Consider the following 15636-nt stretch of genomic DNA (forward strand, 5'->3'; position numbering starts at 1 on the left):
CAACGTGGCCGATAGTACCTACGTTTACGTGCGGTTTCGTACGTTCAAACTTTTCTTTTGCCATTTTACTAAGTTCCTAAGTTAAAAGTCCGGCCCCCTGCTTGGGACAGATTACCGGACCAGACCTTCATTAAGATTTTCTAGCTTCAATAATCGCGTTAGCCACGTTGTTAGGTGCTTCCGCGTAATTAAAGAATTCCATGGAATAGGATGCTCGGCCCTGGGTTGCGCTCCGCAGGTCAGTTGCATAACCGAACATTTCAGACAGTGGCACTTTCGCACGCACTATCTTAATGCCAGCAACGCCATCTTCCATACCTTCGATGATCCCACGACGACGGTTCAGGTCGCCGACCACATCACCCATCCAATCCTCAGGCGTCGTGACTTCCACTTTCATCAGCGGCTCAAGCAACACAGGGTTCGCTTGGGCAGCACCTTTCTTGAAGCCCATCGAGCCTGCGATCTTAAACGCCATTTCAGAAGAGTCAACATCGTGATAGGAACCATCAAAAAGGGTTACCTTCACATCGAGTACAGGGTAGCCAGCAAGAACACCATTTTGCATCTGTTCCTGGATACCTTTGTCAACGGCCGGAATGTATTCCTTAGGAATAACACCACCAACGATAGCGTTGACAAACTCGTAGCCCGCCCCTTCTTCCTGAGGTTCGATCTTCAGCCACACGTGACCAAATTGACCGCGACCACCAGACTGACGGACGAACTTGCCTTCTACTTCCACTGCCTTTCGCAGTGTTTCACGGTAAGCAACCTGGGTTTTACCCACATTGCATTCCACCTTGAACTCACGTTTCATGCGATCGACTATGATATCCAGGTGAAGTTCACCCATCCCGGAAATAATAGTCTGTCCCGTTTCTTCATCGGTTTTAACCCGGAATGAAGGATCTTCGGCAGCCAACTTGCTCAGTGCGATCCCCATTTTTTCCTGGTCTGCAATAGATCTCGGCTCAACTGCTACCGAAATAACAGGTTCAGGGAAATCTATCTTTTCCAGAATAATAATGTTGTTAGGGTCACACAAAGTGTCCCCGGTCGTCACATCTTTAAGACCAATGGCGGCAGCGATATCACCGGCGCGTACTTCTTTGATCTCTTCACGGCTGTTGGCGTGCATCTGCACGATTCGACCAAAACGTTCACGTTTGGCTTTAACCGAGTTAAACACGGTATCTCCAGAGTTCACCACGCCAGAATAACAGCGGAAGAACGTCAGGGTACCGACAAAGGGATCCGTGGCAATTTTGAAAGCCAAGGCAGAAAACGGTTCACTGTCATCAGCATGACGCTCAGCTTCAGATTCATCGGAATCATCCAGATGACCTTTAATCGCTGGCACGTCAATGGGAGCAGGCAAGAAGTCAACAACTGCATCCAGCACAGCCTGTACGCCTTTGTTTTTAAACGCAGAACCACAGGTTGCCAATACGATTTCGTTGTTCAGCGTACGAGTACGCAGCCCTTGCTTGATTTCCTCTTCAGACAGCTCTCCGCCTTCCAGATACTTTTCCATTAGCTCTTCAGAGCCTTCAGCGGCCGCCTCAACCAGTTCCATACGTAGCTCTTCAGCCTTAGCTTGCAGCTCCGCAGGAATCTCCTCATAGGTAAAGCTCATTCCCTGGTCCGCTTCGTTCCAGTTAATGGCTTTCATCTTGATTAGGTCGATAACACCTTTGAAGTGTTCTTCTGCGCCAATGTTAAGTTGGACAGGTACGCAAGTAGCACCAAGACGATTACGTATCTGATTGACCACACGGTCAAAATCAGCACCCGTACGGTCCATCTTATTGACGAACACCAAACGAGGTACCTGATACTTATCAGCCTGACGCCACACAGTCTCGGATTGAGGCTCAACACCGGATGCACCACAAAACACCACCACGGCGCCATCAAGCACACGCAGAGAACGTTCAACTTCTACGGTGAAGTCAACGTGTCCAGGTGTGTCAATGATATTGACGCGATGTTGTTCAAACTGCTGGTTCATACCAGACCAGAAACAAGTGGTGGCAGCAGAAGTGATGGTAATCCCCCGCTCCTGCTCTTGTTCCATCCAGTCCATGGTGGCAGCGCCATCATGGACCTCACCGAGTTTATGCGATAAACCGGTATAGAAGAGTACGCGCTCGGTAGTGGTGGTTTTACCCGCATCCACGTGAGCGCAAATACCGATATTACGATAACGCTCAATAGGAGTCTTACGAGCCATAACGTCCTCTCTCCATTACCAACGGTAGTGAGCAAACGCCCTGTTGGCTTCGGCCATACGGTGTACGTCTTCACGCTTCTTAACCGCAGTACCTTTATTTTCAGAAGCATCCAGCATTTCAGCAGCCAAGCGCTGAGCCATAGACTTCTCACCACGCTTACGCGCAGCTTCTACCAACCAACGCATGCCCAGGGCATTACGACGGACAGGACGAACCTCTACAGGTACCTGATAGGTAGAACCACCTACACGGCGGGATTTAACTTCCACAGACGGACGGATATTATCCAGCGCGTCCTCGAACACATCTAAGTGTGCTTTGCCGGTTTTCTCGGCAACGATGTCGAGTGCACCGTAAACGATTTTTTCAGCAGTAGATTTTTTGCCGTCCAGCATGACAACGTTCATGAACTTGGCAAGCAATTGTGATCCGAACTTAGGATCTGGCAGGATCTTACGTTGACCTACGACTCTTCTTCTAGGCATCTTCTTTCTCCGTTGAATTCAGGGATTACCCAAAACTCTTAATTATTACTACAGTTTGGCCTTACTAAACGGAGAACCGTTAGGACTTGGGCCTTTTCGCACCGTACTTAGAACGGGCTTGCTTACGAGCGTTAACACCGGCGCAGTCCAAAGTACCGCGAACATTCAACGACCTTTGTGCGGGGCTTACGCACCAAATAAAAATAACTACTACTGAAAAATCAAAAAACGGTTACCAATCCTTCAGCTTAGCTGATGATTCGCTACCGTGTTGCTGCAAATTGGCCATCCTGCCCTCGCAGCCTATTCACTTCCATGCAAATAAAAAACCGCAACCCTGAAAAAGGGTCGCGGAATTCTATAGACCAAAGATTAACCTGTCAACCCAAGCCGGACTAAGTCCGGCCTGGTAAAGGCTTAAGCTTCGGACTCGTCATCGCCCACTTCAGCATTCAATGCTTCGGACAAGGCTTGCTCAGCTTCAGCCGCAGATACAGAAGGATCTTCTAGAGTCATGGACTCCAGTCTTCTGCGCTGACGCTTCTGGTGGTAGGCAAAGCCGGTACCAGCAGGGATCAGTCGGCCAACGATAACGTTTTCTTTCAGACCACGCAGGTCGTCTTCTTTGCCCTGTACCGCCGCTTCGGTCAATACACGCGTAGTTTCCTGGAACGATGCAGCAGAGATAAACGACTCGGTAGACAAAGACGCTTTAGTAATACCCAACAACTGCGTTTCGTACTGGGCAGGGAACTTACCCTGTTTTTCCAGCTGACGGTTAGCAATCTTCACGTTGGATACTTCAACCTGTTCGCCTTCTAAGAACAAGCTGTCGCCTGGCTGGGTAATCACACACTTACGCAGCATCTGGCGGATGACCACTTCGATGTGCTTATCGTTGATTTTTACACCCTGCAGACGATAAACGTCCTGAACTTCGTTGACGATATAGTTAGATACCGCGCTGATACCACGTAAACGCAGGATATCGTGAGGTGACTCTGGGCCATCGGAGATAACTTCACCGCGTTCCACTTTTTCACCTTCAAACACGTTCAGCTGACGCCATTTAGGAATCATTTCCTCGTAGGCATCACCCTGTTCAGGCACGATAACCAAACGTTTTTTGCCTTTGGTTTCCTTACCGAAGCTAATAGTACCGGAAACCTCGGCCAGGATAGCCGGTTCTTTCGGCTTACGCGCTTCGAACAAGTCGGCTACGCGTGGCAGACCACCCGTAATGTCGCGTGTTTTCGAGCTTTCCTGAGGAATACGTGCCAACACGTCACCGGCTCTTGCTACAGAACCATCTACAGCTTCAATAGTGGTAAAGCTAGGCAGACGAATTTCCTGCAGACCGGTTTCAGCGCTTTCCAAAATCAGCTTAGGCTCTTTGGCATTGAACTTGGACAGGTCTTTCACCACGATACGGGTTAAGCCGGTCAGTTCGTCCTGCTGCATTTCAGTGTTACTGTCGTCTACGTCAGCAAAACTGATCTTAGCCTGACGCTCAGTGATGATTGGGTGCGAGTGCGGATCCCAGTTGGCGACTATGTCACCCGCTGCCACTTTCGCACCGTCATCCACGGACAATACCGCACCGTAAGGTACTTTATAGCGCTCTTTCTCACGACCTTGATCATCAATAATAGTGATCTCGGTGGAGCGAGAAACGATAACCACTTTGTCATCTGCATTACGCACATACTTAGCGTTATGCAACTTCAGGCTACCGGCAGTTTTCACTTGTACGCTGTTCTCGGCAGAGGCTCTAGAAGCCGCACCACCGATGTGGAACGTACGCATGGTTAACTGTGTACCTGGTTCACCGATTGACTGGGCTGCGATAACGCCCACAGCTTCACCGATACCAACTAAGTGACCACGGGCCAAATCACGACCGTAACACTTGCCGCAGACGCCAAAGTCGTTTTCACAGGTAATCACAGAGCGAACGATAACTTGGTCTACAGAGTGAGACTCAAGCAGGTCTACCAGGGCTTCATCCAGCATCACGTTACGTTCAACCAGCACCTCGGCAGTACCTGGGATCAACACATCTTCGGCCACAACACGACCCAGTACGCGCTCACGCAATGGTTCTACTACGTCGCCACCTTCGATCAACGGAGTCATCTTAACCCCTTCGAACGTGCCGCAGTCTTCGTTGTTGATCACCAGATCCTGAGCAACGTCTACCAAACGACGAGTCAGGTAACCTGAGTTCGCTGTCTTCAATGCCGTATCCGCTAGACCCTTACGTGCACCGTGGGTAGAGATAAAGTACTGAAGTACGTTCAGACCCTCACGGAAGTTTGCCGTAATTGGGGTTTCGATGATTGAGCCATCCGGCTTCGCCATCAGACCACGCATACCTGCCAACTGACGAATCTGCGCTGCACTACCCCGGGCGCCGGAGTCGGCCATCATAAACACAGAGTTAAATGATGGTTGCTGCTCTTCTTCGCCGTCACGGTTAATAACAGTTTCGGTCTTCAGGTTGTCCATCATCGCCTTGGACACGCGCTCGTTGGCCGCAGACCAAATATCGATAACCTTGTTGTAACGCTCACCGGCTGTTACCAAACCAGATTGGAACTGGTCCTGAATCTCGGCTACTTCCGCTTCGGCCGCATCGATAATCTGAGCTTTCTCATCAGGGATAACCATGTCATCGATACCGATAGAGGCACCGGCGATCATCGCGTAATGGAAACCTGTGTACATGATCTGGTCAGCAGCAATAACGGTATGCTTCAGACCCAATGTACGGTAACAGGCGTTCAACAGACGAGAAATCTGTTTCTTACCCATGGCTTGGTTGATCAGCTCAAACGGCAAGCCCTGTGGCAGAATCAGTGACAAAATAGCACGGCCAACTGTGGTGTCGGTCAGCGTCACTTTCTCGGTTTTATTACCGGCTTCATCAACGTCAAATTCTTTGATTCGAACTTTCACCCGCGCGTGCAGCTCCGCCACTTCGGTGCGGTAGGCTTTTTCGGCTTCGTGAGCGTTCTTGAACACCATGCCTTCGCCTTTGCCATTCACACGGTCGCGGGTCATGTAATACAGACCCAATACCACGTCCTGTGAAGGTACGATGATTGGCTCACCGTTAGCAGGCGACAGGATGTTGTTAGTAGACATCATCAGCGCACGGGCTTCCAACTGCGCTTCGATAGTCAAAGGCACGTGAACGGCCATTTGGTCACCGTCGAAGTCGGCGTTATAGGCCGCACACACCAACGGGTGTAACTGAATCGCTTTACCTTCGATCAGGGTAGGTTCAAAGGCTTGAATACCCAAACGGTGCAAAGTCGGAGCACGGTTCAATAAGACCGGGTGCTCACGGATAACTTCGTCAAGTACGTCCCAAACCTCTGGCGCTTCGCGCTCAACCATCTTCTTGGCGGCTTTAATAGTCGTAGCCAGGCCACGACCTTCCAGCTTGCCATAGATGAAAGGTTTGAACAGTTCCAGTGCCATTTTCTTCGGCAGACCGCACTGATGCAGGCGCAGTGTTGGACCTACGGTGATAACCGAACGGCCAGAGTAGTCAACACGCTTACCCAACAGGTTCTGACGGAAACGACCTTGCTTACCTTTAATCATGTCAGCAAGAGATTTCAGAGGACGCTTGTTGGAACCTGTGATAGCACGACCACGGCGACCGTTATCAAGTAACGCGTCTACGGCTTCCTGCAACATACGCTTTTCGTTACGTACGATGATATCAGGCGCAGCCAGATCCAGCAGGCGCTTCAGACGGTTGTTACGGTTGATCACGCGACGATACAAATCGTTCAGGTCAGACGTTGCAAAACGGCCACCATCCAGTGGTACCAAAGGACGCAGGTCCGGTGGCAGCACAGGCAGAACAGTTAAGATCATCCACTCTGGGCGGTTACCAGAAGCCTGGAAAGACTCAAGCAACTTCAAACGCTTAGTGATCTTCTTCTTCTTGGTTTCAGAATTGATGCTTGGCAGCTCTTCACGCATGGAAGCAACATCACCGTCGACGTTCAGTACTTTAAGCAGATCGAATACCGCTTCGGCACCCATCTTAGCTTCGAACTCGTCGCCATGTTCTTCCAGTGCATCCAAGTATTCTTCTTCGGTCAGCAGCTGAGAACGCTCCAGCGTAGTCATACCGGGTTCGGTCACCACATAGCTTTCGAAATACAGAACACGCTCGATATCACGCAAAGTCATATCCAGCATCAAACCAATACGGGACGGCAGTGATTTGAGGAACCATATATGCGCAACGGGGCTGGCCAGTTCAATGTGACCCATACGCTCACGACGCACTTTGGTCAGCGTGACTTCAACGCCACACTTCTCACAGATTACACCGCGATGCTTAAGACGCTTGTACTTACCACACAAGCACTCATAGTCTTTAACCGGACCAAAGATACGCGCACAGAACAAGCCGTCACGCTCTGGCTTGAAAGTACGGTAGTTGATGGTCTCTGGCTTTTTCACTTCGCCGTAAGACCAAGAACGGATCATGTCCGGTGAAGCCAGACCGATTCGGATATTGTCGAACTCTTCGGTCTTATTCTGCTGCTTCAGAAACTTCAATAAATCTTTCACGATTTTCTCCCTGCGGAGTCATTAACCTTGGGGAGCCCACCGGGCTCCCCACATGCCCTAAATACCCTGGTCGGATTAATTTTCTTCCAACTCGATGTTGATACCCAGCGAGCGAATTTCCTTCAGCAACACATTGAAGGACTCCGGCATTCCAGGTTCCATACGATGGTCGCCGTCCACAATGTTCTTATACATTTTGGTACGACCATTCACATCGTCGGACTTGACCGTCAGCATTTCTTGCAGGGTGTAAGCGGCACCGTAAGCTTCCAATGCCCACACTTCCATCTCCCCGAAACGCTGGCCACCGAACTGTGCCTTACCACCCAGCGGTTGCTGAGTAACCAGGCTGTAAGAACCGGTGGAACGGGCATGCATCTTGTCGTCAACCAAGTGGTTCAGTTTCAGCATATACATGTAACCAACCGTAACCTTACGCTCGAATGTGCGACCGGTACGACCGTCATACAGTCTGACCTGACCATCTTCAGGGATGTCAGCCAGTTTTAGCATCTGCTTAATTTCTGCCTCATTGGCACCGTCGAATACTGGCGTGGCAATAGGCAGACCTTTACGCAGGTTACCGGCCAAACGCTCAATTTCGTCGTCGCTGAAGCTGTCGATATCCACTTTCTGATGAGACACGCCCAGATCGTAGACTTCTTTGATGAAGCTACGCAGCTTGGCTTTTTCCTGCTCTTCTTTGATCATGCGGTCGATCTTGGCACCAATGCCGTGCGCTGCCATACCCAAGTGGGTTTCCAGAACCTGACCGATGTTCATACGAGAAGGTACGCCCAGTGGGTTCAACACGATATCAACAGGTTGACCGTGCTCATCATAAGGCATGTCTTCAACAGGCATAATGGTCGAGATAACACCCTTGTTACCGTGACGACCTGCCATCTTGTCACCAGGCTGGATCATGCGTTTAACCGCCAGGTAAACCTTAACGATTTTCAGCACGCCAGGGGCCAGGTCATCACCTTGGGTAATCTTGCGACGCTTAACTTCAAACTTCTTGTCAAAGTCGGCCTTGATCTCAATATATTGCTCAGCAATTTGATCCAGGTCGTTTTGCGCGTCTTCCTCTTTCAAGGTCAGATCAAACCATTTCTCACGAGGCAGACTATCCAACTTGGAGTCAGCAACGCCGCTGTTGATCAGCAGGTTACGTGCACGTGAGAAAATACCATCTGCCAGGATGTTGAATTCGTCAGACAAGTCTTTCTTAACCTGACGTAACTGCATGTCTTCGATTTCGACGGCACGCTTGTCTTTTTCAACACCGTCACGGGTAAAGACCTGAACGTCAATCACCGTACCGTGGACGCTGTTAGGTACACGCAACGAGGTGTCCTTAACATCAGAGGCTTTTTCACCAAAGATAGCGCGCAGCAGCTTCTCTTCTGGCGTCAGTTGCGTTTCACCCTTAGGTGTTACTTTACCAACCAGAATATCGCCGCCTTTTACTTCAGCACCGATGTAGACAACACCTGACTCATCCAGTTTACCCAGGGCAGATTCACCAACGTTAGGAATGTCAGCAGTAATCTCTTCCGGCCCTAACTTAGTATCACGAGCGATACAGCTTAGTTCCTGAATATGGATGGTGGTGAAGCGGTCTTCCTGTACAACACGCTCGGACAACAAAATCGAGTCTTCGAAGTTGTAACCATTCCAAGGCATGAAGGCGATACGCATGTTCTGACCCAGCGCCAACTCACCCAAGTCCGTAGAAGGACCATCGGCCAGTACATCACCTGCAACGATAGGCTCACCTACGTTACAAGTCGGACGCTGATTGATACAGGTGTTCTGGTTGGAACGCGTGTATTTAGTCAGGTTATAAATATCGATCCCCGCCTCGCCAGCAAAGGTCTCTTCTTCATTAACCTTGATAACGATACGGCTGGCATCAACGTAATCCACCACACCACCGCGCTTGGCAACTACTGTTACACCAGAGTCAACGGCAATGGTTTTTTCCATGCCGGTACCTACCAGTGGCTTTTCAGCACGCAGGGTAGGAACGGCCTGACGTTGCATGTTCGCGCCCATCAAGGCACGGTTAGCATCGTCGTGCTCCAAGAACGGAATGATGCTGGCAGCAACAGACACGATCTGCTGAGGAGAAACGTCCATATACTTGATATCGGCAGCCGGCATCAGGGTGAATTCACCACGGAAACGGCAAGATACCAATTCATCTGCCAGGTGACCTTCGGTATCCAGCTCGGCATTAGCCTGAGCGATAGCGTGCTGGCCTTCTTCAATGGCGGACAAGTATTCGATTTCATCGGTTACGATGCCGTCGACAATCTTACGATACGGTGTTTCCAGGAAACCGAAATCGTTAGTACGCGCATAGGTTGACAAGGAGTTGATCAAACCGATGTTCGGACCTTCAGGGGTCTCGATAGGACAAACGCGACCGTAGTGAGTTACGTGTACGTCACGTACTTCAAAGCCCGCGCGCTCACGAGTCAAACCACCCGGGCCTAATGCAGAAATACGACGCTTGTGCGTTACTTCTGACAGCGGGTTGTTCTGATCCATAAACTGCGACAACTGCGAAGAACCAAAGAACTCTTTCACCGCAGCAGAAATTGGCTTAGCGTTGATCAGGTCCTGCGGCATCACGTTGTCCAGGTCACCCAGGCTCAAACGCTCTTTCACCGCACGTTCTACACGCACCAAACCAACACGGAATTGGTTTTCTGCCATTTCGCCAACGCTACGAATACGACGGTTACCCAAGTGGTCAATATCATCCACTTCATCTTTACCATCACGAATCGCAATAAGCTGCTTCATAACAGAAACGATGTCGGACTTGTCCAGGGTACCTTCGCCAGTCAACTCTTCGCGCCCTAAGCGGCGGTTGAACTTCATTCGACCAACGGAAGACAAGTCATAACGGTCGTCTGAGAAGAACAAGTTGTCAAACAGTGTCTCGGCTGCGTCTTTTGTTGGTGGTTCACCAGGACGCATCATGCGATAAATTTCAACCAAGGCTTCCAGACGGTTGCTGGTAGAATCTATGCGAATGGTGTCTGAGATATATGAACCGTGATCCAGCTCGTTGATATATAGCGTTTCAAAGCTGTCAAAGCCGGCTTTCTTCAGCGCCAGTAGGTTTTCCAGTGTCAACTCTTCGTTAGCACCAACAACCAGTTCACCGGTGGCTTCGTTCACGTAGTTACGCGCAACAACCTTGCCCACTAAATACTGTGGTGGTACTTCCAGCTCAGTGATGTCTGCTTTTTCTAACTGACGAGTGTGGCGAGCAGAAATACGACGCCCTGACTCAACCAGCACGTTGCCTTCTTTGTCGAGAATGTCGAACTGAGCGACTTCACCACGCAGTCGATCAGGAACAACGTCCATCATCAAGCGATCGGCAGCAATGCGAACTTGGTTCTTTTCAAAGAACAGACCCAGAATCTCTTCCGTCCCCATATCCAGCGCGCGCAGGATAATAGTCGCAGGTAATTTACGACGACGGTCAATACGGACAAACAGGTTGTCCTTAGGATCAAATTCAAAGTCCAGCCAAGAACCACGGTAAGGGATAACGCGCGCGTTATACAGCACCTTACCGGAAGAGTGGGTCTTACCCTTGTCGTGATCAAAGAACACGCCAGGAGAGCGATGCAGCTGAGAAACGATAACTCGCTCGGTACCGTTAATAACAAAAGTACCGTTTTCAGTCATGAGCGGTATTTCGCCCATATAGACTTCTTGTTCTTTAATATCTTTTACTGTGCCAGGTGCTGCTTCTCTATCGAACAACACCAGACGCAACTTCACCCGCAGAGGTGCCGAATAAGTCACACCACGGATTTGACATTCTTTGACGTCAAAAACTGGCTCCCCTAAACGGTAGCTCACATATTGTAATTCAGAGTTACCTGAATAACTTTTTATTGGAAATACTGAACGGAATGCTGCTTCCAAACCGTACTGGCCTTCGGCATCAATCTCGATGAATTTCTTGAAAGAATCTAGTTGGATTGATAGAAGATAAGGTATTTCCAATACCTGCGGGCGTTTGCCAAAATTCTTACGAATACGTTTCTTTTCGCTATAAGAGTAAACCATGGGTTCCTCAGCCTGCTGATTTTTGACCCAACTTGCCTTTACTGCACTCACATAAAATGAGCAATAGACAAACTTCCAGCACCGTTTCGAGGATGAACACCGTATCCATCAAAATGCTTCTAAAACAGCAAAATGGTGGATGCCAACGAACAATCCTGTGCGCAATAAACAGACAGTCAAGAAACGGTGTAAGTGACTATCCTACAGCGCAAAAAGGCTGGTGATCAAATGATCACCAGCCTTTGCCTGAAATCAGGCAAATAATCTGTCCGCAGACAGATTATTTAACTTCAACTTTAGCACCAGCTTCTTCAAGCTCTTTCTTCAGTGCTTCAGCTTCTTCTTTGCTCACGCCTTCTTTGATGGCTTTAGGAGCAGCTTCTACCATGTCTTTGGCTTCTTTCAGACCCAGACCGGTTGCACCACGTACGGCTTTGATAACAGCAACCTTGTTGCCGCCAACTTCAGCCAGAACTACGTCGAACTCAGTCTTCTCTTCAACTGCAGCAGCAGGACCAGCAGCAACAGCTACGGCAGCGGCAGCAGATACGCCGAATTTTTCTTCCATGGCAGCTACCAGCTCAACAACGTCCATTACAGACATTTCAGCGATAGCGTCGATGATTTGCTCTTTAGTCACTGACATTTCTCAGATTCCTAAATTAAGGGGATAATTCCCGATTAAACTTTTATTCAAGCCGCTAATAATATTAGGCAGCTTGCTCTTCTTTCTGGTCGCGAACCGCAGCAATTGTGCGAACAAGTTTGCCAGCTGCAGCTTCCTTCATGGTGCTCATCAAACGTGCAATTGCTTCGTCGTATGTTGGCAACGTGGCAAGCAGTTCGAAGTCAACGGTTTCGCCATTGAAAGCCGCACCTTTCAGTTCGAACTGTTTATTGTCCTTGGCGAAATCTTTAAAGATACGCGCTGCAGCACCTGGGTGCTCATTAGAGAAGGCAATAACAGTCGGACCTACGAATACATCTTTCAGACACTCGAATTCAGTGCCATCTACTGCGCGGCGAGCCAATGTATTACGGACAACTTTCATCCATACACCGGCTTCACGAGCTTGCTTACGCAAAGCAGTGATTCTGCCTACAGTGACGCCACGAGCGTCTGCGACTACCGCAGATAAAGCACCTTTGGCAGCTTCATTGACTTCAGCAACAATTGCTTTTTTGTCTTCAAGCTTAATAGCCATTGGCTCTTAACTCCTGGTTCATCCAGACTTACGTCTGGTTTCCTACACATAGTTGGCATATGCCAACTCGCGATTTACGGTGAAAAACCAGAGAATCTAAATTCTTCTGGGGTCTTCACCGTCTGCGCAGGCTGTTAGATTAAGCATTCTTAGAAAACCAAGAATGCGCCTGCGGTCTTGGACGGAAGCCTCTATTGAGGCTCCAACCCATAACCTTTAACTATCGAATTAACCAGCCAGGCTAGCTTGATCGATAGCTACGCCGGCACCCATAGTGGTGCTCAGGCTAACTTTCTTCACGTAGGTACCCTTAGCAGTAGAAGGCTTAGCCTTCTTCAGGGCATCCAGCAGAGACTCAAGGTTCTCTTTGATCTGATTGGTTTCAAAACCAATCTTACCGATGCTAGCGTGAATGATACCGTTCTTATCGTTACGATAACGGACCTGACCAGCTTTAGCGTTCTTAACCGCTGTAACTACGTCAGGCGTAACAGTACCAGTCTTAGGGTTAGGCATCAGGCCACGTGGGCCCAGGATCTGACCCAAAGTACCGACAACGCGCATTGCATCAGGAGAAGCAATCACTACGTCAAAAGGCATTTCACCTTTTTTAACCTGCTCGGCCAGGTCTTCCATACCAACGATGTCAGCACCAGCTTCTTTAGCCGCGTCAGCGTTTGCACCCTGAGTAAATACGGCTACGCGTACATCTTTACCAGTACCGTGAGGCAACACAGTTGCACCACGAACGTTCTGGTCAGATTTACGAGGATCAACACCCAGGTTGATCGCTACGTCTACACTTTCTGCAAACTTGGCAGTCGCCAGTTCTTTCAGAAGAGCAACGGCATCGTTGATTTCGTATTCTTTAGTAGCGTCAACTTTTTCTTTGATGACGCGCATGCGTTTAGTCAATTTAGCCATGTGATTAGCCCTCTACTACCAGACCCATACTACGCGCAGAACCTGCGATAGTACGTACAGCTGCATCCAAATCACCAGCCGTCAGATCGGGCTCTTTAGTCTTGGCGATTTCTTCCAGTTGAGCACGGGTAACCTTGCCAACTTTATCTGTATTAGGACGGGCAGAACCACTCTTGATACCAGCCGCTTTTCTCAGCAGGTAAGCTGCTGGAGGCGTCTTAGTCTCAAAAGTGAATGAACGGTCTTCATAAACAGTAATAACAACAGGGGTAGGAGCACCCTTGTCCAGGCTTTCTGTTCTGGCGTTAAACGCTTTACAGAATTCCATAATGTTTACACCGTGCTGACCCAGAGCTGGACCAACTGGTGGGCTGGGGTTTGCAGAACCCGCAGCGACCTGAAGCTTAATCAAGCCTTTAACTTTCTTTGCCATGTTTTTAACCTCTAAAGTGGGTATAACGCCTCGTAAGCATTGAGGATGCTTACTCAAACGGCTCCCCGTTCAATAAAAAGGGCTGCGGATTATATTTTAATCTACAGCCCGGTTCAAGCTGAAACTTGCAAATAGCGCAATTTTAAGCTTGAGGATTGGATTATCTATCCGGTGGAGCAAGATAGCAGCCAAAAAGCAAATCAGCCTTTTTCTACCTGACCAAATTCCAGCTCAACAGGTGTAGAGCGGCCGAAGATCAATACCGATACTTTTAAACGGCTCTTCTCGTAATCTACTTCTTCAACCACACCATTGAAATCAGCAAATGGACCATCGTTAACACGTACCACTTCACCTGGTTCAAACAGCGTTTTAGGTTTAGGCTTATCAACAGATTCCTGCAGACGATTGAGAATCGCATCGGCTTCGCGCTTGCTGATAGGCGCAGGGCGATCAGAAGTACCGCCGATAAAACCTAATACACGAGGTACGCTTTTCACCAAGTGCCAAGAGTCTTCATTCATTTCCATCTCGACTAATACATAGCCGGGGAAGAACTTACGTTCGCTCTTGCGCTTCTGACCAGCGCGCATTTCAACGACTTCTTCAGTGGGAACCAAAATCTCACCAAAGTAGTCTTCCATAGCATGGATTTTAATATGTTCTTTCAGGGACTGCTGCACACGGCCTTCAAAACCGGAGAAAGCTTGTACTACATACCATTTCTTGTCGGCCATTTTAGACTCCCAACCCGGTTACCAGTGATACCAAACGTACCAGAATGCCATCCAGGCCCCAAAGTACTAAAGCCACAATCAGGGTAGCAACCAACACAATCATTGTCGTTTGCGTGGCTTCCTGACGAGTTGGCCAAACAACCTTACGCACTTCCATGCGAGATTCTTTAGCGAAAGTCATAAAACGCTCACCCTTATCAGTCTTCGCAGCAATAAAGCCTGCGATAACTACCAAGGCGATAATGGAAACTGCACGGATCAGTACAGACAGCTCTTCATAGACATAATTGCCAGCAATTGCAGCCGCCAGCAAGCCTATAACTAGTACCCATTTGATCGAATCCATTGCACCGGATGTATTTTCTGTATTGACGCTCATGCAATTTACCTATTACTGCGATTAGCCGTTTTGTACAGCAGGTACAAAACCTCTGTTTACGCCCTGCCCCTTGTACAGGCCGTTTGCTACATATATGCACAACACTTTCAAGTGCCAGTCAAATCTGACAACCCGCGTCTTAACACGGGGACAATATATGGCAGGGGTGGAGGGACTCGAACCCCCAACCATCGGTTTTGGAGACCGCTGTTCTACCAATTGGAACTACACCCCTAAATCCCACTTACGCAGCGTATCTTTCTAATCAGAGGGAGATATTAAGCAAGCATAAGGAGGGTGCGGTATTATACCTGTTGATGCTCGTTATACAAGCTTCCCGAACGCCTTCTCTTTAGGCGGGATATAGCCCTGATTCAACCGAAGTTAATACCAATTAAGTCAGGGAACAGAATTAACAGACGACTGACCATTTAAAGCAGCACATACCTTGTGCCAATGATGTTTGCGCATAAAAAAGGCTCCCGAAGGAGCCTTTTCAATCACTTAAGCAATCAGAATCACTCAAGGATCTT

General features: G+C 49.0%; 10 protein-coding genes, 1 tRNA gene and 2 pseudogenes. All 13 read right to left on the reverse strand.

Annotated elements, in window-relative coordinates; genetic code table 11:
- A pseudogene (locus IEX02_RS20130) lies at window positions 1-64 on the reverse strand (GTP-binding protein); the annotation flags it as partial.
- Between the two features lie 66 nt (window positions 65-130).
- A complete protein-coding gene (gene fusA / locus IEX02_RS20135) occupies window positions 131-2236 on the reverse strand; it encodes an elongation factor G (RefSeq protein ID WP_188699267.1) in 2106 nt (701 codons plus the stop codon).
- Window positions 2237-2251: 15 nt separating this feature from the next.
- Entirely contained in the window at window positions 2252-2722 is a 471-nt protein-coding gene (gene rpsG / locus IEX02_RS20140; RefSeq protein WP_188699268.1) for a 30S ribosomal protein S7, read from the reverse strand.
- A gap of 79 nt (window positions 2723-2801) precedes the next feature.
- Window positions 2802-2891, reverse strand: a pseudogene (rpsL, locus tag IEX02_RS20145) (30S ribosomal protein S12); the annotation flags it as partial.
- Window positions 2892-3139: 248 nt separating this feature from the next.
- Complete coding sequence (rpoC, locus tag IEX02_RS20150; RefSeq protein ID WP_188699269.1) at window positions 3140-7321, reverse strand: DNA-directed RNA polymerase subunit beta'; 4182 nt, start codon at window positions 7319-7321, stop codon at window positions 3140-3142.
- 75 nt (window positions 7322-7396) lie between these two features.
- Complete coding sequence (gene rpoB / locus IEX02_RS20155; protein WP_188699270.1) at window positions 7397-11425, reverse strand: DNA-directed RNA polymerase subunit beta; 4029 nt, start codon at window positions 11423-11425, stop codon at window positions 7397-7399.
- A gap of 280 nt (window positions 11426-11705) precedes the next feature.
- Complete coding sequence (gene rplL, locus IEX02_RS20160) at window positions 11706-12071, reverse strand: 50S ribosomal protein L7/L12 (protein WP_188699271.1); 366 nt, start codon at window positions 12069-12071, stop codon at window positions 11706-11708.
- A 64-nt stretch (window positions 12072-12135) separates the two neighbouring features.
- Entirely contained in the window at window positions 12136-12630 is a 495-nt protein-coding gene (gene rplJ / locus IEX02_RS20165) for a 50S ribosomal protein L10 (protein WP_188699272.1), read from the reverse strand.
- Between the two features lie 228 nt (window positions 12631-12858).
- Window positions 12859-13554: a 50S ribosomal protein L1 gene (rplA, locus tag IEX02_RS20170; protein WP_188699273.1), complete on the reverse strand. Its 696-nt coding sequence runs from the start codon at window positions 13552-13554 to the stop codon at window positions 12859-12861.
- Window positions 13555-13558: 4 nt separating this feature from the next.
- Window positions 13559-13987: a 50S ribosomal protein L11 gene (gene rplK / locus IEX02_RS20175; protein WP_188699274.1), complete on the reverse strand. Its 429-nt coding sequence runs from the start codon at window positions 13985-13987 to the stop codon at window positions 13559-13561.
- A 200-nt stretch (window positions 13988-14187) separates the two neighbouring features.
- The gene (gene nusG / locus IEX02_RS20180; protein WP_188699275.1) at window positions 14188-14724 is read right to left on the reverse strand and encodes a transcription termination/antitermination protein NusG; all 537 of its coding nucleotides are present in this window, start codon (window positions 14722-14724) and stop codon (window positions 14188-14190) included.
- A gap of 1 nt (window position 14725) precedes the next feature.
- Window positions 14726-15103 (reverse strand): preprotein translocase subunit SecE, encoded by a 378-nt coding sequence (gene secE, locus IEX02_RS20185; protein ID WP_188699276.1) that lies wholly within the window; start codon window positions 15101-15103, stop codon window positions 14726-14728.
- A 158-nt stretch (window positions 15104-15261) separates the two neighbouring features.
- Window positions 15262-15338: transfer RNA gene (locus tag IEX02_RS20190), tRNA-Trp, on the reverse strand.
- Window positions 15339-15636 lie beyond the last annotated feature (298 nt).

This window comes from Bowmanella pacifica (assembly GCF_014645355.1).
Lineage (GTDB): Bacteria > Pseudomonadota > Gammaproteobacteria > Enterobacterales > Alteromonadaceae > Bowmanella > Bowmanella pacifica.